The sequence below is a fragment of the Kitasatospora sp. NBC_00070 genome (assembly GCF_045041205.1).
In the GTDB taxonomy this organism is placed as follows: Bacteria; Actinomycetota; Actinomycetes; order Streptomycetales; family Streptomycetaceae; genus Kitasatospora.
This window is the reverse complement of the sequence record NZ_CP108247.1, coordinates 1,280,008-1,299,606: the sequence shown is the minus strand read 5'-3', so window position 1 is coordinate 1,299,606 and position 19,599 is coordinate 1,280,008. Positions and strand designations below refer to the sequence as shown.

The 19,599-nt window shown below is 74.5% G+C and carries 15 protein-coding genes and 3 riboswitches; of the genes, 4 read left to right on the top strand and 11 right to left on the bottom strand.

The features are described 5' to 3' along the window. Window positions 1-106: 106 nt before the first annotated feature. The 9 genes from OHV05_RS06135 to OHV05_RS06095 all read right to left on the bottom strand — a co-directional run bounded on the left by OHV05_RS06135 (window position 107) and on the right by OHV05_RS06095 (window position 12,720). Window positions 107-532 carry a VOC family protein gene (locus OHV05_RS06135; protein ID WP_403040784.1) on the bottom strand — a complete coding sequence of 142 codons (426 nt, stop codon included), beginning with the start codon at window positions 530-532 and terminating at the stop codon, window positions 107-109. A gap of 130 nt (window positions 533-662) precedes the next feature. Then, window positions 663-1,472, bottom strand: coding sequence for an ECF transporter S component (locus OHV05_RS06130; RefSeq protein ID WP_405016724.1), 810 nt, complete (start codon window positions 1,470-1,472; stop codon window positions 663-665). After that, window positions 1,469-3,112 (bottom strand): ABC transporter ATP-binding protein, encoded by a 1,644-nt coding sequence (locus OHV05_RS06125; protein WP_405016723.1) that lies wholly within the window; start codon window positions 3,110-3,112, stop codon window positions 1,469-1,471. The genes OHV05_RS06130 and OHV05_RS06125 overlap by 4 nt, the downstream gene beginning before the upstream one ends. Beyond that, complete coding sequence (locus OHV05_RS06120; protein ID WP_405016722.1) at window positions 3,109-4,290, bottom strand: energy-coupling factor transporter transmembrane component T; 1,182 nt, start codon at window positions 4,288-4,290, stop codon at window positions 3,109-3,111. Before OHV05_RS06120 ends, OHV05_RS06125 begins: the two co-directional genes overlap by 4 nt. 5 nt (window positions 4,291-4,295) lie before the next feature. Further along, window positions 4,296-5,264, bottom strand: a complete 969-nt coding sequence (locus tag OHV05_RS06115) for a hypothetical protein (RefSeq protein ID WP_405021399.1) — start codon at window positions 5,262-5,264, stop codon at window positions 4,296-4,298. Next, on the bottom strand, window positions 5,264-8,071 hold the full coding sequence (locus OHV05_RS06110) for a prenyltransferase/squalene oxidase repeat-containing protein (RefSeq protein ID WP_405016721.1): 2,808 nt from the start codon (window positions 8,069-8,071) through the stop codon (window positions 5,264-5,266). Before OHV05_RS06110 ends, OHV05_RS06115 begins: the two co-directional genes overlap by 1 nt. A 107-nt stretch (window positions 8,072-8,178) precedes the next feature. Next, window positions 8,179-8,312, bottom strand: a riboswitch (cobalamin riboswitch). A gap of 105 nt (window positions 8,313-8,417) precedes the next feature. Beyond that, window positions 8,418-10,727: a 5-methyltetrahydropteroyltriglutamate--homocysteine S-methyltransferase gene (gene metE, locus OHV05_RS06105; RefSeq protein ID WP_405016720.1), complete on the bottom strand. Its 2,310-nt coding sequence runs from the start codon at window positions 10,725-10,727 to the stop codon at window positions 8,418-8,420. 158 nt (window positions 10,728-10,885) lie between these two features. Then, window positions 10,886-11,036: riboswitch (cobalamin riboswitch) on the bottom strand. Window positions 11,037-11,205: 169 nt separating this feature from the next. Next, window positions 11,206-11,649, bottom strand: a complete 444-nt coding sequence (locus OHV05_RS06100; RefSeq protein ID WP_405016719.1) for a flagellar hook-length control protein FliK — start codon at window positions 11,647-11,649, stop codon at window positions 11,206-11,208. 18 nt (window positions 11,650-11,667) lie between these two features. Beyond that, window positions 11,668-12,720, bottom strand: a complete 1,053-nt coding sequence (locus OHV05_RS06095; RefSeq protein WP_405016718.1) for a peptidase — start codon at window positions 12,718-12,720, stop codon at window positions 11,668-11,670. Window positions 12,721-12,819: 99 nt separating this feature from the next. Beyond that, window positions 12,820-12,942: riboswitch (cobalamin riboswitch) on the bottom strand. 220 nt (window positions 12,943-13,162) lie between these two features. Between OHV05_RS06095 and OHV05_RS06090 the strand changes: the two genes are divergently transcribed. Both OHV05_RS06090 and OHV05_RS06085 read left to right on the top strand, forming a co-directional pair. After that, window positions 13,163-13,837 (top strand): phosphatase PAP2 family protein, encoded by a 675-nt coding sequence (locus OHV05_RS06090; protein WP_405016717.1) that lies wholly within the window; start codon window positions 13,163-13,165, stop codon window positions 13,835-13,837. Window positions 13,838-13,868: 31 nt separating this feature from the next. Continuing rightward, the gene (locus OHV05_RS06085; protein WP_405016716.1) at window positions 13,869-14,252 is read left to right on the top strand and encodes a BlaI/MecI/CopY family transcriptional regulator; all 384 of its coding nucleotides are present in this window, start codon (window positions 13,869-13,871) and stop codon (window positions 14,250-14,252) included. Window positions 14,253-14,261: 9 nt separating this feature from the next. On the opposite strand, the gene OHV05_RS06080 is transcribed toward OHV05_RS06085, so the two are convergent. Then, window positions 14,262-14,735 (bottom strand): MarR family winged helix-turn-helix transcriptional regulator, encoded by a 474-nt coding sequence (locus tag OHV05_RS06080; protein ID WP_405016715.1) that lies wholly within the window; start codon window positions 14,733-14,735, stop codon window positions 14,262-14,264. A gap of 353 nt (window positions 14,736-15,088) precedes the next feature. On the opposite strand from OHV05_RS06080, the gene aspT reads away from it, so the two are divergent. Next, on the top strand, window positions 15,089-16,768 hold the full coding sequence (aspT, locus tag OHV05_RS06075; RefSeq protein ID WP_405016714.1) for an aspartate-alanine antiporter: 1,680 nt from the start codon (window positions 15,089-15,091) through the stop codon (window positions 16,766-16,768). 147 nt (window positions 16,769-16,915) lie between these two features. Beyond that, window positions 16,916-18,253 (top strand): NAD(P)/FAD-dependent oxidoreductase, encoded by a 1,338-nt coding sequence (locus tag OHV05_RS06070; RefSeq protein ID WP_405016713.1) that lies wholly within the window; start codon window positions 16,916-16,918, stop codon window positions 18,251-18,253. Between the two features lie 7 nt (window positions 18,254-18,260). On the opposite strand, the gene OHV05_RS06065 is transcribed toward OHV05_RS06070, so the two are convergent. Further along, window positions 18,261-19,529 carry an MFS transporter gene (locus tag OHV05_RS06065; RefSeq protein WP_405016712.1) on the bottom strand — a complete coding sequence of 423 codons (1,269 nt, stop codon included), beginning with the start codon at window positions 19,527-19,529 and terminating at the stop codon, window positions 18,261-18,263. Window positions 19,530-19,599: the final 70 nt, after the last annotated feature.

The window sequence follows — 19,599 nt, the reverse complement described above, 5'->3', positions numbered from 1 at the left end:
ATTCCCCCACGGATCGTACACAGAACCAGATTATGGCCCGGAGGGGGCCTTGACCCGGTGGGGAGCCGACGGCGACCGGCCTCGGAGCGTCGGGCGGGGCGGTGTCTCAGCCCTTCCGGGGCTCGCCCCGGTAGGTGCCGAAGGCCCACAGGTTGCCCTCGGGGTCGCGCACGGTGAAGTCCCGCGAGCCGTCCGTGCCGTAGTCGGTGTCGTGCGGTTCCGCGACCACGGTGGCACCGGCGGCGACCGCCCGGGCGAACAGCGCGTCCGGGTCCTCGGTGACCACGACGTACGCGCCGAAGTGGCCCGGCCGCAGCGGCCACGGGTCCTCGTCGCTGTCCTCCTCGCGGGCCGAGCCGAGCATGATCCCGCCACCGGCCGGCCAGCTGAGCTGGGCGTGGTGCACGTGCGTCCCGTCCGCGTAGACGGCGGTGGCCTCGAAGCCGAACGCCTCGGTCAGGAACCCGATCAACGCGTGGGCGTCGTGCGCCCGCAGGCTGGGCCAGACCTGGGGCGGGGGCGGCTGGGTCATCGGATGCTCCTCGGTCGGGCCTGCGGTCGGCTGTCCGGGCTCGGGTGTTCCCGGCCCAGGGTAGGCCGGGGCCGCGCGGGCCCGGCGGATTCCGCGCCGGAGCATTCAGGTGGCGCCGCCCGCCCGGGTGTCAGTCGCCGGCCGCCGGGGTGAAGTGGACCGGGGCCTCGAAGTTGGCACGGCGGGCGGCCCGCCGGAAGACGGTCAGGACGGCCGGGCCGACGATCAGCACGCACAGGCCGGTGGTGACGGCCCGCCCGGTGTCCCAGCCGAGCGAGGTGGTCAGGTCGAAGAGCAGGTAGCGGTGCCACTGCTCGGTGAACGGCAGCCCCGGGAGGTAGGCGATCGAGCTGTTCGGGTCGAGCGAGAACGGCCAGAACGAGAGGTTCAGCAGGAAACCGAAGAGGTAGCCGGAACCGGCTCCGTAGACCGCCAGCATCACCGCCTCGGCCCGGCCCCGCAGCTTCGGCAGCAGCCCGGCCAGCAGGCCGACGAAGGCGCAGCCGAACATCTGGTACGGCATCCAGGGCCCGACACCGCCGGTGATCAGGGCGGAGGCGAACAGCGAGGTGCAACCGAGGGTGAAGCCGAAGCCGGGGCCGAACACCCGGCCCGCCAGCACCAGGACGAAGAAGACGGTCTCCACCCCGGCGGTGCCGGCCCCGAGCGGACGCAGACCGGCGTTGACGGCGGACAGCACGCCGAGCATGGCGAGCGCCTTGGCGTCGATGCCGCCAGCCGAGATCTCGGCGATCACCACGGCCAGGACCAGGACCAGCAGCGCGCCGAAGATCAGCGGCGGTGCGTACGCCGAGCCGAACTTCCCCGGGGCGACGACGAACGGCCAGAGGAAGGCGACCAGGCCGATGAACGCGGCCAGCGCCACCACCAGGCGGGCCCGCCCGGGGAGCCGGACCGCGACGCGGGCGGCGGCGGTCATCGGACGGCCTCCGTCGCGGCGAGCGCCAGGCCGACCTGACGGGTGGTCAGGTAGCGGAGCGGGGCGAGGATCTTGGCGGTCTGCGGGGCGAAGGTGGGGGAGGCGACGATCACCTCGGCGGTCGGGCCGTCGGCGACGATCTCGCCCTCGGCCAGCACCACCACCCGGTCGGCGGCCACCGCGACGAACTCCACGTCGTGGGTGCAGACCAGCACGGCGCGCCCCTCGGCGGCGAGCTGGTCGACGATGCCGGTCAGCGCCTCCTTGGCCTGGTAGTCCAGCCCCCGGGTGGGCTCGTCCAGCAGGACGACGGCGGGTGCGGCGGCCAGCTGGATGGCCAGCACCAGAGCCAGTTTCTGCCCCTCGGAGAGGTCGCGCGGGTGCGTGCCGTCGGGGATGCCGGGCGCGAGGCGGTCCAGGATCTGACGGGCCGTGGACCCGGCGTCCCGCGCCCCGTCCAGGTCCGCCTGGGCGAGCTCCTGGGCCACGGTCTCCAGGTAGAGCAGGTCGGTCGGGGTCTGCGGGACGAGACCGACCAGACGGCGGGCCTCGGCGGCGGAGACCCGCTTGGGGTCGACCGGCTTCGTCCCGGCCGTCCGGGTGACCCGGACGCTGCCGCCCTGGCGCGGCCCGGAGCCCTGCAGGGCCCAGAGCAGCGAGGACTTGCCCGAGCCGTTGCGGCCCATCAGCGCGGTGACCTGGCCGGCCCGCAGCTCCAGCGAGACCTCCCGGACGGCGACCACCCGGCCGTGCCGCACCACGATCCGTTCGGCGGACAACACTGCTGCGCCCAGGGCCGGTTCGGCGCGGGCGGGCGGGACGGGCAGCCCGGCCAGCCGATCCCGCAGCGGCCCGGCGGCCCGACGGGCGTCCCGGACGGAGAGCGGCAGCGGGCGCCAGCCGGCCAGCCGGCCGAGCTCCACCACGGGTGGGGCGATCGAGGTGTCGGCGAAGACCTCGGCCGGCGGGCCGTGCCGGACGGTGCCGTCGCCGGGCAGGTGGACGACCCGGTCGGCGTACTGGACGACCCGCTCCAGGCGGTGTTCGGCGAGCAGCACGGTGACGCCGAGGTCGTGCACCAGCCGGGTGATCGCGGCCAGTACCTCCTCGGCGGCGGTCGGGTCGAGGGCGGAGGTGGGCTCGTCCAGGACCAGTACCCGGGGGTGCGCGGTGAGCACGGAACCGATCGCGACCCGCTGCTGCTGGCCGCCGGAGAGCTCGTGCAGGCCCCGGTACCGCAGGTCGGCGAGGCCCAGCAGGTCGAGGGTCTCCTCGACGCGCTTCCGCATCACCTCGGCCGGGATGGCCAACTGCTCCATCGCGTAGGCGAGTTCCTCCTCGACCGTGTCGGTGACGAACCCGGCCAGCGGATCCTGTCCCACCACGCCCACCACGTCGGCGAGTTCACGCGGCGGGTGGTGCGCGGTGTCGCGGCCGTCCACGGTGACCCGGCCGCTGAGGGTGCCGCCGGTGAAGTGCGGCACCAGGCCGTTCACCGCGCCGAGCAGGGTGGACTTGCCGGTGCCGGTCCGCCCGACCACCAGGCAGAGTTCACCCTCGGGCACGGTGAGGTCGACCTCGTGCAGCACGGGGTGGTCGGCGCCGTCGTAGCGGATGCCGACCTGGTCGAAGCGGATCACTGGGTCACCTCGGTGGGCGTGCGGTCGGTACCGGCCTCGGCGGCCGTCCGGGGTCCTGGCAGGGCGGCCGGGGCGGCGGGACGGCCCGGCGGCGGGGCGATGACCCCGGCGAGGCCCGCCAGCAGCAGGGCGGCCACCGGCACGGGCGGCAGTCCGGGCCAGGTCAGCGGAGAGAGGGAGGGGTTGAGGTCGGTCGCGTCGTACCCCACGGTGACGCACAGCAGGGTCGCGGCGACCAGCCCGCAGGCCGCGACGCCCCACTCGGCGAGCCGCCACGGGTCCGGCCGGTAGCTGGTGCGCCGCACCCGGCGGCCGCCGAGCAGCAGACCCCCGGCGCAGAGCGCCGAGCCGACGGCCAGCGCGGGCAGCCCGAGCGCGGCGGGCGCGGTGCCGTCGAGCAGCCCGTACATCCCGGCGCACAGGCCCGTCATGCCGAGCAGCATCAGCGCGCCGGTGATCCGGCGGGACGCCCGGGTGGCGGTGCCGGCCCGGCCGTAGCCGCGCGAGTCCATCGCGGCGGCCAGGTGCAGCGAGCGCTCCAGCGCGTCCTCCAGGACCGGTACCACGATGCTGCGCAGAGCGCGGATGCCCTTGCTCCGGCCGGCTCTCAACCGTCGTGCCCGGACCACGCGTTGGACGCTCTGGACCAGTTGGGGCGCGACGCTGAGCGAGACCGTGACGGCGACGCCCAGCTCGTACAGCGCGCCGGGCAGCACCCGCAGGGCCCGCTTCGGGTTGGCCAGCGTGTTGGCCGCGCCGATGCAGCAGAGCAGGCAGGCCAGCCGCAGTCCGTCGGTGGCGGCCGAGAGGGTGGCCTCCAGGGAGACCGGGCCGCCGATCTGGATGCCCGCGTACCAGGCGGGGGTGGGGAGGTGCGGGAGCGAGAAGAGCATGTGGTCGTGCGGGGTGATGCCGGTGGCGAAGATGCACCGGAAGGTGACCCGGATCGCCACCACGGTCAGGGCCAGCCAGAGGTAGTACTTGAAGCCTCGGGCCCACGGGGCCTCGGTGCGGCGGGCGGTGACGACGTAGCCGAGCACGGCCAGCACCAGGAACAGCAGCAGCGGGTTGGTGGTCCGGCTGGCGGCGGTGCCCAGTGCGAGGGCCCAGATCCACCAGGCGACCGGATGGAGGTCGCGCGGGACCCGACGACCGGCGGAGGTGGGGAGTCGGGGCACCCGGATCACTCGGCCTGTCGTCGTCGGCGCAGTGCCGTGAGCCCGGTGGCGACGCCGAGCGCCACCACCAGGGCGACGCCGACGACGGCCGGGGCGATCGAGCCCGCCGAGTGCGGGGCGTCGGCGGTGGGTGCCGCGTCCACGGGCGTGGTGCCGGGGCTCGGTGCCGCGGTGGGGCTCACGGGGCCGGGTGCCTCGGTCGATCCGGACGGGGTGGGCGTCGGCGTCGGCTCGGTGGAGGTGCCGGGTGTGGGTGACGCACCGTCGGACGCGGTGGTCCCGCCGGGCTGCGGGGTACCGGCGCCCGCTGTGGCGGGCTTGGTGCCGCTGCCGCCGCTCGAACTACCGCCGGTGGTAACACCGTTGCCGCCACCGGCGGGTGGGGTGGTGGGCCGTTCGGGAGCGGGGCTCGGGGTGGTGCCGCCGGGGGCGGTGTTGTGGGCGCGGACGGTGTCGGGCGAGATGGTCGGCCGTCCCTCGGTCCCTTCGATGTCGGTGCCACCGAAGATCCACAGGTCCACGCTGCCGGGCTTCGGCTTGTAGCTCATCGCGCCCAACTGGCTGTAGGACCAGGTGTCCTGGCCCGGATCGGCGTGCCAGTAGGACCAGTAGGCCGCGGCGGGCGGGGTGAGCACGCACTTGTCCTGGTCGGGGGTCGGGTACTGCTTGCCGCCCTGGTGGCCGCTGTAGCCGATCCGGCAGATGAAGGCCGGGCCGTCGTGGCCCGTGCCGGTGGTCTTCCAACCACCTTGGTTCAGCAGGGCGTAGCCGGTGGTGGGGGTGGTGCCGCAGGAGCGCAGCAGCGGGCCGCCCCAGTGGCCGAAGTCCACCGCGAGCACCACCCCGGAGGTGGTGGTGCACTGGTCGATCGGCAGCGGCGAGGCGGTGGCCGGGGCCGCGCCCGCGCCGAGCCCGCCGAGGGCCAGCGCGAAGGTGGTGCCGGCCGCCCCGAGCAGCCTGCCCGGTCGGCGGATCACTGGTGACGCCCGGGCTTGGTGGCCGTCCGACGGCGGGTGGCGACCAGGATGGCGCCGCCCGCGACGGTGAGCAGCACGGCGGGGCCGACCAGACCGAGGACGTCGGTGCCGGTCCAGGCGAGGTCCGGGTCCTGCGGGCCGGCCGTGCTGTCCACGGGGCTTTCGGTGGAGGGTAGTTGGGTGGTGCTGGTAGCGGCTGCCGAGGGGGAAGTGGAGGCGGACTCGGACGGCGAAGCCGACGGCGGGGTCGAAGCGGAGGGAGAGGGCGACGTCGATGCCGAGGGCGAGGGCGAGGGCGAGCCGCTCGGGTACGGGGGAGTGGCGCCGAGGTCCCGCTTCAGCGTGCCGAAGGAGATCCCGGTGACGCCGCCGAGCGCCTGGGTGGAGGCGCGGACGTCCGAACCCTGCTGGCCGGAGGCCGCGACGTCGAAGCCGCCGTCGCCGTTCTGCCGGTCGGCGAGGAACTCGACCGCCTTGGCGATCGGTCCGGCGTAAGCGGCCTGACGGAGCGTCATCCCCTGCACGGCCAGCGCGGCCGAGTTGGTCGAGTTCCCGGCCGCGCCGGGGAAGCCACCGTCGGTCTCCTGCTTTCCGGCCAGCCAGGCCAGGCCCCTGTCGACGGCCTGGGCCGCCTCGTCGCCGGGGACCAGCGAGAGGGCCATCACGGCCATCGCGGTGCTGTCCACGTCGGCGTCGCCGGTGGCCGGGATCAGGCTGGGCCAGGAGCCGTTCGGCGTCTGCAGGCCGCGCAGGTAGGCGATCGGTGCGGCGGCGTTCGCCGTGTCGCCCGCCCGCAACTGGGCCAGCACCCCCAGGGACTGGGAGAACACCGAGGTGGCCCAGGTGTAGTTGCCGGCCTCCGCGCAGCCGAGGGTGTCGTCGGCGCGGGCGCAGATGGCCGCGTCGAGGGCGGCGATCAGGTCGTGGCCGCCGAAGTTGCGCGGGTCGCGGCCGACGATCTCGGCGAGCAGCGCCTCCTTGCCGATGGCGCCGCCGCCCGCGTACTCGGTGCCGATGCCGGTCCAGTCGTCGACGGTGCGGTCGTTGCCGTCCTTGCCCTGCTGGTCGAGGAAGTCGACGATCCGGCGCAGCGCGGTGTCGTCGGTACCGGTGGCGGCCAGCGCGTAGGCCCCGTCCACGGTGAGCCCGAAGTCGGCGAACCCGGAGTCGGGGAACGCCTCGTAGTAGTGCCCGCCGAGCAGGTGGGCCGGGTCGGTGAGGTAGCTGCCGCCCTTGGCGAGGTCCGGCGTCCTGGCCGGCTTCGGGATGGGTGGGGTGTCGGTGCCGGGGTTGTGCGAGACGGTGCTGAGGTCGGTGCCGGTCAGGGCGAGGACGGCCTGCTCGGTGGCGGGGACGTCCGAGTCGGGGGTCCACTCGTCGGGGGCGAAGCCGCCGTCCTTGTTCTGACGGGTGCCCAGCCACGCCTTGGCGGCGGCCCGTTTGGCGTCCTGGCCGGTGGCCTTGAGGGCCTGGGCCGCCGTCGCGGTGCTGCCGGTGTCGCCGGAGGCGCCGACGTAGGGGACGTACGAGCCGTCGGCCTGCTGGCCGGCGCCGAGTTGGGCGGCCGCCTGCTGCACCGTCAGGTCGTGGCCCCCGGCGGCACGCAGGGCGAGGACGGCGAGGGAGGTGCCGGACGGGTCGGACTCGCAGTGGCCGCCTGCGACGATCATGGAACCGGCGATGCCGCCGTCCGCGCACCGGAGCGCGTCGAAGCGGGCGAGCGTCGAGCCGGGCGGGGTCACCCCGCCGCGCAGCAGGGCGATCACGCCGAACGCCTGCACCCAGGGCGAGGCCGCGCCGTGGAAGTCGCCTGCGGCGGTGCACTTGCCGTTCTCGCCCTGGCCGGTGCACACGTGGTCGGTCAGCGCAGCGAGCAGGTCGTGGCCGCCGAACGCCCGGGGGTTGCCGCCGGTGCTTTCGGCGACCAGGGCCAGCAGGGCGGCGGCGCGGGAGTCCGGCGTGGAGCCCGGGCCGTCCGGGTACAGGAACTCGTCCGTGTGTGCCTGGAGGTACGCGACCACCTTGCGCAGGGCCGGGTCCTGGGTGCCGGCCGCCGCCAGCGCGATGGCGGTGAAGGAGGTCCGGGGGAGGTCGGGGCCCTCGAACGCGACGTTCTCCAGGTGGTCGCCGCCCACGAGTCGGCCGGCCAGCCAGGCCGCCGCTGCGGCGGGGTCCCCGGCCGCAGGCGGAGTGCTGGGACTGGGCGACGGCGAGGCGGACGGGGACGGGCTCGCGCTGTTCTTCGCCCGGACCGAGTCCGGGGTGAAGGACGGTGCGCCGTCGGTGCCGCCGACGTCGGTGCCGCCGTACACCCAGGCCTCGACCTCGCCCGGCTCCGGCCTCTGCGTTCCCGCGCCGAACTGGCTGTAGGTCCAGCCCTGTTGGCCGGGCTCGGCGATCCAGTACGACCAGTAGGCGGTGGCCTGCGGGGTGTTGACGCAGTTCTCCTCGGCCGGGGTCGGGTACTGGGCGCCGTTGCCGAAGGTGCCGGTGCCCAGGCGGCAGACGAAGGCGGGGCCGTCGTGCTCGGTGCCGGTGGTGGTGAACCCGGCGTGGTGCAGCAGGTCCATGCCGGTGGTGGGGTGGGCGTCGCAGCCCCGGACCACGCCGCCGCCCCAGTGGCCGAAGTCCACGGCGACGATCGCGCCGGTGCCGGCGGTGCAGTCCTCGATCGGGTCGGCGGCGGCGCTGTCCGGGTGGCCGAGCAGCACGGTGCCGCCCGCGGCGACCGCGACGGAGGTGGTGAGCAGCAGGGACGCCAGTCCCCGGCCTCCCTGACGCGTACGAATGCTGCTGACCCTCACGGCGACTCCTCGATCGGTCGGCGCTGGGTGGGACGGCGCAGCCGACAGGCTCCGAGGAGGAGAGGGTTCCTGCTGGACCGCGTCGTAGTCCGCGACGACGCACGTAGTGCTGACAAGCACCTCGCCGTAGGCATTCCGGCTCACCCTCCCCGGTTGGGGCGGGTCCACGGTTGCGGGTCAGCGCCGGATTCGGACCGGCTTCCCCTACAGGTGAGGATGAAAAGCGGTTCATCAGACCATGGGGCCGCGCGGCCAGTCAACGAGGCGTCATATCGCCTTCGACACATCGTCGCCGGTCCCGGGGCGGGGGCGCCGTGGCAGGCGCCTCCGCCCCGGGCGCCGGGGCTCAGTCGGTCAGTTCGGCCCGGACCAGGTGGGCGGCCGCGACCAGGCTGTCCAGTGAAGCCCGGGTCTCCGGCCAGCCCCGGGTCTTCAGACCGCAGTCGGGGTTGACCCAGAGCCGATCAGCGGGGATCGCCGCCAGGCCCGCGCGGAGCAGGTCGGCCGCCTCGGCGGTGCTGGGCACCCGGGGCGAGTGGATGTCGTAGACACCCGGGCCGACCTCGCGCGGGTAGCCCGCCTCGGCCAGCTCGTGGGCGACCTCCATGTGCGAGCGGGCCGCCTCCAACGAGATGACGTCGGCGTCGAGTTCGTCGATCGCGGTCATGATCGCGCCGAACTCCGCGTAGCACATGTGGGTGTGGATCTGGGTGTCCGCCCGGACCCCGGAGGTGGAGAGCCGGAACGCCTCGGTGGCCCAGGCCAGGTACGCCGGACGGTCGGCCGTGCGCAGCGGCAGGGTCTCCCGCAGGGCGGGCTCGTCCACCTGGATCACGGCCGCGCCGGCCGCCTCCAGGTCGGTGACCTCGTCGCGCAGGGCGAGCGCCACCTGGCGGGCGGTGTCGCCGAGCGGCTGGTCGTCGCGGACGAACGACCAGGCCAGCATGGTGACAGGACCGGTGAGCATGCCCTTCACCGGACGGTCGGTCAGTTCCTGGGCGTAGCGGAACCAGTCGACGGTCATCGGGGCGGGCCGGGAGATGTCACCCGCCAGCACCGGCGGCCGGACGTACCGGGTGCCGTAGGACTGCACCCAGCCGTGCCGGGTGGCCAGGTAGCCGGTCAGCTGCTCGGCGAAGTACTGCACCATGTCGTTGCGTTCGGGCTCACCGTGCACCAGGACGTCCAGGCCCGCCTTCTCCTGGTAGGCGATCACCTCCCGGACCTCGGATTCCATCCGGTCCCGGTAGCCGGCCTGGTCGAGCCGGCCGGCCCGCAGGTCGGCCCGGGCCGTGCGCAGCTCGGTGGTCTGCGGGAACGAGCCGATCGTGGTGGTCGGCAGCAACGGCAGGCGGAGCCGGGCCCGTTGGGCGACGGTCCGCTCGGCGTACGGCTGCGGGCGGCGGCCGTCCTCGGCGGTGGTCGCCGCGACCCGGGCCCGGACCGCCGGGTCACGGGTGACCGCGGAACCGGCCCGGGAGGCCAGGTCGGCACGGTTGGCGGCCAGGTCGGCCGCGATGGTGTCGGTGCCCTCGCGCAGGCCCCGGGCGAGCAGGGTGACCTCGGCGGTCTTCTGCTCGGCGAAGGCCAGCCAGCGGGAGATCTGCGGGTCCAGGTCGCGCTCCCGGTCGCTGTCCAGCGGGACGTGCAGCAGCGAGCAGGACGGGGCGACGTCGACCCGGTCGGCCAGCCCGAGCAGGGTGGCCAGCGTGCCGAGGGACTGCTCCAGGTCGTTGATCCAGACGTTGCGGCCGTCCACCACGCCGGCGATCAGCCGCTTGCCGGGCAGGCCGCCGACGGCGGCGAGTTCGGCCAGGTTGGCGGCGGCCGGGCCGGTGAAGTCCAGGCCGACGCCCTCGACCGGGGACTTGGCCAGCACCTTGAGCGCTTCACCGGCCCGGTCGAAGTAGCTGGCCACCAGCAGCTTCGGACGCTCCGTCAGGGCGCCCAGCTCGCGGTAGACCCGGGCGGCGGCGCCCAGTTCGGCGGGGGTGCGGTCCTGCACCAGCGCGGGTTCGTCCAGCTGGACCCAGTCGGCCCCGGCGGTCCACAGCTCGGCCAGCAGTTCGGCGTAGACCGGCAGCAGCCGGTCGAGCAGGGTGATCGGCTGGAAGTCCGCGGCCACGCCCGGGGCCGGCTTGGCGAGCAGCAGGTAGGTGAGCGGCCCGACCAGCACCGGTCGCGCGCGGTGCCCGAGCACGACGGCCTCGCGCAGCTCGGCGACCGCCTTGGCGGGGTTCGCCGCGAAGACCGTGTCCGGGCCCAACTCGGGGACCAGGTAGTGGTAGTTGGTGTCGAACCACTTGGTCATCTCCAGCGGCGCGACGTCCTGGGTGCCACGGGCCATGGCGAAGTAGCCGGCCAGCGGGTCGGCGTCCACGGCGGCCCGGTGGCGGGGCGGGATGGCGCCGACCGCGACGGTCGCGTCGAGCATGTGGTCGTACAACGAGAAGTCCCCGGTGGGTACTTCGGTGACACCGGCCTCGGTGAGTCGCCGCCAGGTGTTGCGGCGCAGGCCGGCGGCGGTGGCGTGCAGGGCGTCGGCGTCGACGCGGCCGGCCCAGTAGCCCTCGACCGCCTTCTTCAGTTCCCGGTTCGGGCCCTGCCTCGGGTAGCCGTACACGGTGGCCTGCGGAGCGGTGGAACGCGTGGTCACGGAACTCTCCTTCGCGAGTCGCGCTGCGATCCCGGGAGAGCACGAGGACGTGCAGGTACGGCCGCGCGGACGCGGCACCATGATGTGCCCGCCCGCTCCGCCGACCCGCCCACGAGGTCACCGAGATCACCGCGTGCGGGGTGCACGCGGGCAGTGGCAGGTCTTCGGACTCGCGGGCACGCCGACCTCGGAAGGCCGACACCTACTGGCCGTCGCTTCCCGGACCCCGACGGGGCCCAGTGCATGTGACGGCGGTCGTTCCCACTCACCGCTGCGGGGCAGTCCCGGATTCCCACCGGGTTCCCTCTTGCGACGCGCCTGCCTGGCTGGCAGGGCGAACCGACTGCAAGGCCCAGCCTAGGCCCACCGGAGCGGTTCCGGACGCCGTTGTCCGAATGGCGGATGGAGGTCCGGTCCGGGCCCGCCGGCGCCCCGGCCGCCGCCACGGAGGGCCGGGGCGCTGGCGTCGGACGGGGCGTCAGGGCGCGGTGATGCCCGGCTGGGTGCCGGCGCCGAAGGCCCAGCCCTCGACGTCGCCGGGGGCCGGGTTGTAGGAGGCGCCGCCGAGGCTGCTGTAGACCCACGGGGTGCCGTGCTGGGCGTGCCAGTACGACCAGTAGGCGGAGCCGGTGGGGTTGGTGCAGACCGTGGGCAGGGTGTTGATCTTGCAGACGAAGCCGGGGAAGCGCGGGTGGAACGCGTAGCTGAAGCCCGCTCCGGTCAGCGCGGCCAGGCCGGTGGCCGGGTCGCCCGGCGCGCAGCCGGTCTGGATACCGCCGCCGACGGCGGTGAAGTCGACCACTACGGTGACACCGGAGGTCCCGGTGCAGGCGGCCGCCTGGGCGGGGACGGCGGTGACCACGGAGGCGGCCAGCAGGCCGGCGGCCAGTGCGGTGGTGCCGAACGTTCTTCTGGTGAGCATCGGTTGTACTCCTTCGGATCAGCGGCAGGCGAGCGTGGGCGCGTCCGGGCGGGCGCCGTGGGCGGAGAGGGTGGTCAGCGGGGTGCCGGCCAGGCCGAGGACGGCCTGCGCGGTGGCCCGGGTGGCGGTGGCGGGGGTGAAGCCGGTGGTGTCGTACGCCACCGCGCCCCGGTTGGCCGGGGTGGTGGAGCAGCCCTGCTGGAGCTTGACCAGGCTGCTCCAGCCCTTCAGGCCGGCGACCAGGCGGCCGTTCGAGAGCAGGGCCTGGGTGGCCAGGCCGGTGCTGTTGGCGTTGGAGACGGTCGCTCCGGCGGCCGCGAAGCCACCGTCGGTGTTCTGATGGGCGGTCAGCCAGCCCAGCCCGGCGTCGGCCTTGGCGGTGCGACCGGTGGCGGCCAGGGCCTGGACGGCGAGGGCGGTGGAGTCCGGGTCGCCGGTGCAGGTGGGCCGGTCGAAGAAGACCGGGAAGCCGCCGTCGGCGCACTGGGTGCCGGCCAGGAAGTCGACCGCCGCGGCCGGGGCGCCGCCCGGGGTGCGCTTGAGCGCGATCACGGCGAGGGACTGGCCGAAGTTGTTGCTGTAGTCGCCCCACTGGGAGCGGTCCGAGAACCGGCCGGACGGTGCCTGGAGGCCCCGGAGCCGGGCCGGGAGGTCGACGCCGCCGAAGCTGCCCGGGTCCTCGCCGCGCACCTCGGCCGCCAGCAGCAGCTTGGCGGTGGCACCGGCGTACGCCTCGGTGGTGCCGTCGCCGAGGTAGCCGGCGACGTTCGCGGGCCGGGCCAGCCAGGCGGTGGCGCGGGCGGCTGCCCGGTCGGAGCTGCGGGAGGCGGCGAAGGCCAGCACGGCGTCGACGGTCAGGCCCTGGTCGGGGTAGGCGGTGCCGTCGAAGACCGACTCGAAGTGGTCGCCGTTCACCAACTGGCGGGCGAGCCAGCCGGCCCCGGCGGCGTCGGGGCGGACGGTGGTGGCGGACGCCGGGGTGGCCTGGGCGGCGGCGGCCGTCGGCAGGACGGCGGCGAGGGCCAGCGCGGATATCGCGAGCAGACCCAGCGGGCGGCGGAGGGTGGGCATGGACGGCCTTTCCGGGCCTGGACGCAGGGGCCCGGAAGGCACCCGGATCGAGACCCCGGACAGCCCACGAGGCTCCGGCCCGCAGACCACGACGGGAGGAGGGAACACACCTCCGCAGCCGGGTAACCGGGCTCGCCGCCGACCCGGGGGTCGACGGCCTACCGTTGCGGGTCAGCGCCGGATTCGAACCGGACTTCCCCCAGCGGCGGAGTCACAAGATGACGGCCCATCATGGCGACGGGCAAAAGCCGGGGTCAAGGCCGCGTGCGTCACACTCCGGCCCGGGACCGGGGCCGGCCGGTCCGGATCTCCACCGGGTGCCCGGCTGACGGGTGGTCAGTCAGGTTGGGGTCTACAGTGATGTAGACGGATGCGGAGCCGTCCCCGACGAGAGGCACCGACCCATGCCCGGACCAGGCGGACCGTCGCCCGTGTGTGCCGGATGACGCGGCGAGGCGTGCTGATCGGGGTCCCGCTGCTGCTGTTCACCCTGCTCAGTACTGTGCTGGTGCTGCACGGCCGGGGCCCCTACCCGGTGGAATCCGAGCTGCACTCCTGGCTGCTGACGCACCGTCCGGCCTGGGCGGTGCGGACGGTCGGCATCGTGACGGACCTGGGGACCGGGGCCCCGCCCTACCTGGCGGCCGTCGCGGCGGGTCTCCGCTGGGCCCACTGCGCAGGGCGCGGCGTCGTACGGGTCTGCGCGCCGGTGGTGGTGCTGGCCGCCGGGCAGGTGGTCCGCACCGGGCTGATGCTGGTGTTCGGGCGGAGCCGGCCGCCGGTGGCGGACTGGGCCACCTCGGCGAGCGGGTACTCCTACCCCTCCGGACACACCTTCACCTCCGCCGTCGCCGCCGGGCTGCTCGCCTGGGCCCTGCTGCGCGGGCCCAGGCGGCCGTGGGTCGCACCCGCCGTGGTCGCGCTGGGCGCGGCGGCGGTGGCGGTCGGCCCGAGCCGGGTCTACCTCGGTGTGCACTGGGCCTTCGACGTGCTCGGCGGCTGGCTGCTCGCGGCGCTCTGGCTGGCGCTCACGCTGCCCCTGCTCGCCCGGCTCGACCGGGCGGCGGGACCGCCGGGGGTGACCGAACTACAATCCCGGAGCAGTGGTCTACGGTGATGTAGACGAACCGGGTGGAAGGCGAGGTCCCGTGGCAGAGGCGATACGCCGCCAGGCCGGCGAACTGGAGGACGCGGTGCTCGGCGCACTGTGGGCCGCCGGTCGCCCGCTCACCGAGCCCGAGGTCCGCGGCGCCCTGCCGGGTGACCCGGCCCGCACCACCGTCGCCACCATCCTGGCCCGGCTGCACGACAAGGGCACGGTCCGGCGGACCCGCCAGGGGCGTGCCTTCGCCTACCGTCCGGCGGTGGAGGACCGCGCCGCGCTGTCCGCGCGGCGGATGCACAGCGAGCTGGACCGGGGTGACGACCGCTCAGGCACGCTCGCCCGGTTCGTCTCCCGGCTCAGCCCCGACGACGAGCGACTGGTGCGCGCACTGCTGGAGTCGTCCCGGGAGGAGCGGGACCGGTCCTGACCCAGGCGGTCACCGGGCGGCCGGCCGGGCCCGGCCGCGCGCCGCGGCGCCGGCGCAGACCCGCCGCAGCAGGTAGTTGAGCTCGGTGCGCTCCCCACGGGTCAGCGGTGCCAGCAGGTCGTCCTGGGCCGCCGTGGCGTCTCCCCGCAGGGTGGTCAGCATCGTCTGCCCGGCCGGGGCCAGGGACACCAGCTGCCGCCGGCCGCCGGCGTGCACCACCATCGAGTCCAGCAGGCCCGCCGCCAGGAGTTCGTCGATGATCCGGGAGGCGTCCGCCTCCGACGCCTCGACCTGCACGGCGAGGTCGAACCGGGCGTGCGGTCCGTGCTCCGCCAGGGTGGACAGGACCAGCTGGTGGACGGGGCCGAGCCCGCGCCGACCGAGCCGCTCCGCCAGCATCGCGTCCGCCGCCCGGCCCGCCTCGGACAGCAGGTGCACGGTCTGCTCCGAGGACTTCGACGAGCTCTGTCTCCGGTCGTACACGCCGCGTCCAATCACTGGGGGAGGGCCGTCCCACCTCCGGCCGAGGGCCCGCGACCGCCGACATCCACGGCACACCGCTGCCGTGCGCCGGGTACGGGACGTCTGGGCCCCGTACGCACGTGGCGCTCCGCGCCGGCAGATACGCGAAGTAAATCGAGGTCACCTTAACCGGTGCCCGGCTGATCGGTCTACATCGATGTCGTCACCAGGGCTGGTCAGCGGCCCGCGCGGGGCCCGGGGCCGTCCGGCTGATCCACCGTCACTCGTTCGGCAGCACGGGCGGGCCCCGGGCACCGGAGTGGGTTCTGATGCAGTAGACGATCATCAGTGCCCGGCGTACGGAGGTCCATGGAATGAGTCTGCTGCGCGAGAACGCGGTGCTGGCCCTGTTCGCCTGTCTGGCACTCGGCTACCTGGTGGGAAAGCTCAAGGTCGGCCCGATCCAACTCGGTGGCATCTGCGGGACGCTGATCGTCTCGATGCTGATCGGGGCGCAGCACGTCGGGGTGAACGCGGACGTCAAGAACGTGGCGTTCGCGCTGTTCATCTTCTCGCTCGGCTACCTGGCGGGGCCGCAGTTCTTCGCGAACCTGAACGCCAAGGGCCTGCGCTTCGGCGTGCTCTCGGTGATGGAGGCCGTGATCGTCATCGCGATGGCGTACGGCATCGCCAAGGCGGGCGGGCTCGACGTCGGTACGGCGGCCGGCATCCTGGCCGGCTCGGCCACCGAGTCGGCGGTGGTCGGCACCGCGCAGGAGGCGATCACCAAGCTGCCGGGGATCACCGCGGACCAGTCCAGCGAGCTGCAGGCGCACGTGGCCACCGCGTACTCGGTCTGCTACCTGTTCGGTCTGATCAGCATCGTCCTGCTGACCAGTCAGTTCTTCCCGATGCTGATGCGGATCAACCTGGCCGACGCCTCCCGCGAGCTGTGGGACAAGATGCGCGGCAGCGGCGGTGGGCTGGAGGCCGGCGAGACCGCCTCGCTGCCCGGCCTGGTGGGCCGGACCTACCTGGTGTCGCAGGGCGAGGGGTCCAGCCTGCAGCAGCTGGAGGACGCGGTCCGGCAGGACGCCTCGATCGAGGGCGTCAAGCGGGGGAACGAGGTGCTCAAGGTCGCGCCGGGGCTGAAGCTCCAGCGCGGTGACCGGGTGCTGGTGGTCGGCATGCGGGACGCGGTCCGGGAGACCGGGCACGAGCTCGGCCCGGAGACCTCCGGGGTGCCCGGGCTGGACAGCCCGCTGACGGTGCGCCAGGTGGTGATCACCGACAAGCGGGTGGCCGGACAGACCGTCACCCAGCTGCGCCAGCGCGAGGCCGCCGCCACCGAGGGCATCTACCTGACCGGTGTCCAGCGGGTCGACCAGGACATCCCGGCGGTCGGCGAGACCGAGCTGCACCAGGGCGACACGCTGACCGTGGTCGGCACCGGGTCCAAGGTCGAGCGGTTCACCAAGGCGGTCGGCGCCAAGGTGCGCACCGACAGCGCGGACTGGATCTACATCGGCCTGGGCATCTGCCTCGGCGTGCTGCTCGGCATGATCACCATTCACGCCGGGTCCGCCAACCTCTCGCTCGGCACCGGCGGCGGCTGCCTGATCTCCGGCCTGGTGTTCGGCTGGCTGCGGGCCCAGCGCCCGACCTTCGGCGCGTACCCGCCGGTGGCCGCGCAGACCATGAAGGACCTCGGCCTGTCCATCTTCATCGCCGTCACCGGTATGGCGGCAGGGCCGGACGCCGGGCCGCTGCTCAAGCAGTACCCGCTGCTGCTGCCGCTGTCCGGGATCGCGATGGTGGTGGTGCCGGCCTTCCTGGGGCTGTTCATCGGGCGCAAGTTCCTGAAGATCGAGAAGCCGATCCTGATCGGTGCGATCGCGGGGCAGCAGTGTTCGACCCCCGCCATCACGGCCGTCAGCAACGTGGCGCAGAGCAGCGTGCCGATGCTCGGCTACACGATCACGTACACCATCTCCAACTTCCTGCTCCCGCTGACCGGGCCGATCTTCGTCGGCCTGATCGGGCTGCAGACCTGACCGGACTGCGGACCTGACTGGAGTCGGGACGTGATTCGGCACCTGAGTCACCGTCAAGGGTCGTGAACCGACGGCCGCCCGGCTACCGGGGAATGCGCCGTCGGCGCCCCCTGGCGGCGGGGCGGCCGGCTGCGGTTGGATGGCCGGATGGGCGGCGAAGCGGTCTCCGGGCGGGGCACGGCAGTGGTGATCGGGGGCGGGCTGGCCGGGACACTGGCGGCCTGGGCCCTGCGGGACGCGGCGGAGCGGGTGGTGGTGGTCGAGCGCGACCGCTACCCCGAGCAGCCGGCCTTCCGTTCCGGGCTGCCGCAGGGGCGGCACGCCCACCTGCTGCTGGCGGCCGGGCACCAGGTGCTGGAGGAGCTGATGCCCGGCTCCCGGGCCGAGCTGCTGGCGGCCGGGGCGGTCGGCGTCCCGCTGGCCAGTGACCTGCGCTGGCTCAGCTCGGCGGGTTGGATGGCCGAGCACCGCAGCGAGCTGGTCTTCCTCTCCTGCACCCGGCCGGTGCTGGACCACGTGGTGCTCGACCGGGTCCGGGGGGCTTCCTCGGTGGAGTTCCTGGAGGGGACGGAGGTGGTCGGGCTGCTCGGCACCGCCGGGCGGGTGACCGGCGTCCGGCTCCGCGAGCGCGGCACCGAGGGCGAGACCAGGGAGCTGGCCGCCGAGCTGGTGGTGGACGCCTCCGGGCGGTCCACCTCGGTCGCGGGCTGGCTGGCCGCGCTGGGCATCCCGGCCGTGCCGGAGGAGCGGGTGGACGCCGGGGTGGCGTACTCCAGCCGGATCTTCAAGCGGCCGACCGGGGTGGAGTTCCGGCACCAGGCGCTCTACATCCAGACCAAGGCGCCCGACGACCCGTACCTCGCGGTGCTGCTCCCGGTCGAGGGCGACCGATGGATCGTCAGTCTCGGCGGCATGCGCGGGGCCGAGCCCGAGCCGGGCGAGGAGGGCTTCCGCAAGCATCTCGGCCTGCTGCGCGACCCGACCCTGCGCGAGCTGCTCGCCGAGGCGGAACCGGACGGCGAGGTCCGGGGGTTCCGCCCCGGCCCGGGAGTGCGCCGCCGGTACGAGCGCCGCTCCCCGGAGGGGCTGGTCGCGCTCGGCGACGCCGCCTGCACCTTCAACCCGGTGTACGGCCAGGGCATCACGGTCGCCGCGATGAGCGCCCGCGCGCTGGGCGTCGCGGTGGCCCGGCACGGGGGCATCGGTCCGGCCGCGGCGGCTGCGGCCCGGCGGGCGATCGCCCGGGTCGGCAAGGACCCGTGGGTGATGTCCTCCACCGAGGACGTGCGGTTCGCCGCCACGGCGGGCGGCCCGTCCGGTGCCCTGATCCGGTTCCAGCACCGCTACCTGGACCGGGTGCTGGCCCGGGCCACCACGGACGCGCACGTCTGCGACCGGTTCCAGCGCGTGATGTCGCTGGTGGCGCCGCCGACCACGCTCTTCCACCCCTCGGTGCTCGGCCCGGTGCTGCGCGGGCCGCGCTGACGGGGGCTCAGGCCGCGGCGGCTGCCACCGTCGGCACGGGCTCGGCCGGTTCGGCCCGGCCGGGCAGCCGGCGGACGGCCGGGACGCAGAGCAGCATGAGCGCGGCCGGGGCTCCGATCGCGGTCATCGCGTAGAGGGTCGGGCGCAGTCCGAACGCGGTCGCGACCGGGCCGGCCACCAGCAGTCCGAGCGGCATCAGGCCGGAGGAGAGCAGGTGGTCGTAGGAGCTGACCCGGGACAGCGCCTGCTCGGGGATGTGGGTCTGCAGGCTGGTCTCCCAGAGGACGAAGAACAGCGAGACGGCCACCCCGGTGACCGCCTCCAGGACGGCCACCACGGCGAGCGAGGGGCCGGCCCCGATGATCAGTGCCTGGCAGGAGGCCACCGCGAGCGCGGCGGCGGCGAGCGCCAGCGGGCGGGCCGGGCGCAGCCGGTAGGCCCAGAGGTCACCGAGCACCGAGCCGATCCCGAACGCGGCGGTCACCGCCGACCAGCCCGCCGCGCCGCCCCACTCCCGCTCGGCGAGCACCGGCCCGAGCACGAAGATCGACGGCAGCACCACCACGTGGTAGACGCTCATCGCCGCCATGCCGGACCAGACCCAGCTGCGGGAGCTGACGTGCCGCCAGCCGTCCCGCAGCTCGCCGAGGAAACCGCTGCCGCCGGGCGCGCCGCCGGTCCGCTGCGCCGGGCGGGGCCGCAGCCGGACCAGGAACGCGGCGCTCACCGCGAAGCTGACGGCGTCCAGCGCCAGCGCCCCGCCGGGGCCGGCCAGCCAGACCAGCAGGCCGGCCACCGCAGGACCGACCACCAGTGCCGAGGACATCACCAGACCGCGCAGGGCGTTCGCCTCGCGCAGCCGGTCGGCCGGGACGACGAGCGGGAGCAGGCCGGTGGCGGCCGGCATGAAGAAGGCGCTCGCCGAGCCGAAGACCGCCATCAGCACCACCAGGTGCGGCACCTCGGCCACCCCGGCGATCAGCAGGACGGCCACCGCGCCCTGGGCGGCGAACCGCACCAGGTCGGAGACCAGCATGATCCGGTGCCGGGCGAACCGGTCCGCCCAGACGCCGCCGACCAGGGTGAACAGCAGCATCGGCAGCAGCGCGGCCGCGCCCACCAGCCCGACGTCGGCGGGCGAACCGCCGATCGACAGCACGGCGAAGGGCAGGGCGACCATCGAGACCCGGTCGCCCAGCATCGAGAGCGACTGCCCGGCGAACAGCCGGCCGAACTGCGGCTCCTCCCGGAGCACGGCGGGGACCAGCTTCTTCACGGGAGGACCAATCGGCAGACCGGGCACGGCGGGGGCAGCCCGATGCTAGGGAGTGCGGGGCGCGCTGTCG

What these genes read in the sequence shown, in the direction of transcription:
- OHV05_RS06135 (WP_403040784.1), bottom strand. Translation starts at nt 532, where the DNA reads ATGACCCAGCCGCCCCCGCCCCAGGTCTGGCCCAGCCTGCGGGCGCAC.
- OHV05_RS06130 (WP_405016724.1), bottom strand. Translation starts at nt 1,472, where the DNA reads ATGACCGCCGCCGCCCGCGTCGCGGTCCGGCTCCCCGGGCGGGCCCGC.
- OHV05_RS06100 (WP_405016719.1), bottom strand. Translation starts at nt 11,649, where the DNA reads ATGCTCACCAGAAGAACGTTCGGCACCACCGCACTGGCCGCCGGCCTG.
- OHV05_RS06095 (WP_405016718.1), bottom strand. Translation starts at nt 12,720, where the DNA reads ATGCCCACCCTCCGCCGCCCGCTGGGTCTGCTCGCGATATCCGCGCTG.
- OHV05_RS06090 (WP_405016717.1), top strand. Translation starts at nt 13,163, where the DNA reads ATGACGCGGCGAGGCGTGCTGATCGGGGTCCCGCTGCTGCTGTTCACC.
- aspT (WP_405016714.1), top strand. Translation starts at nt 15,089, where the DNA reads ATGAGTCTGCTGCGCGAGAACGCGGTGCTGGCCCTGTTCGCCTGTCTG.
- OHV05_RS06070 (WP_405016713.1), top strand. Translation starts at nt 16,916, where the DNA reads ATGGGCGGCGAAGCGGTCTCCGGGCGGGGCACGGCAGTGGTGATCGGG.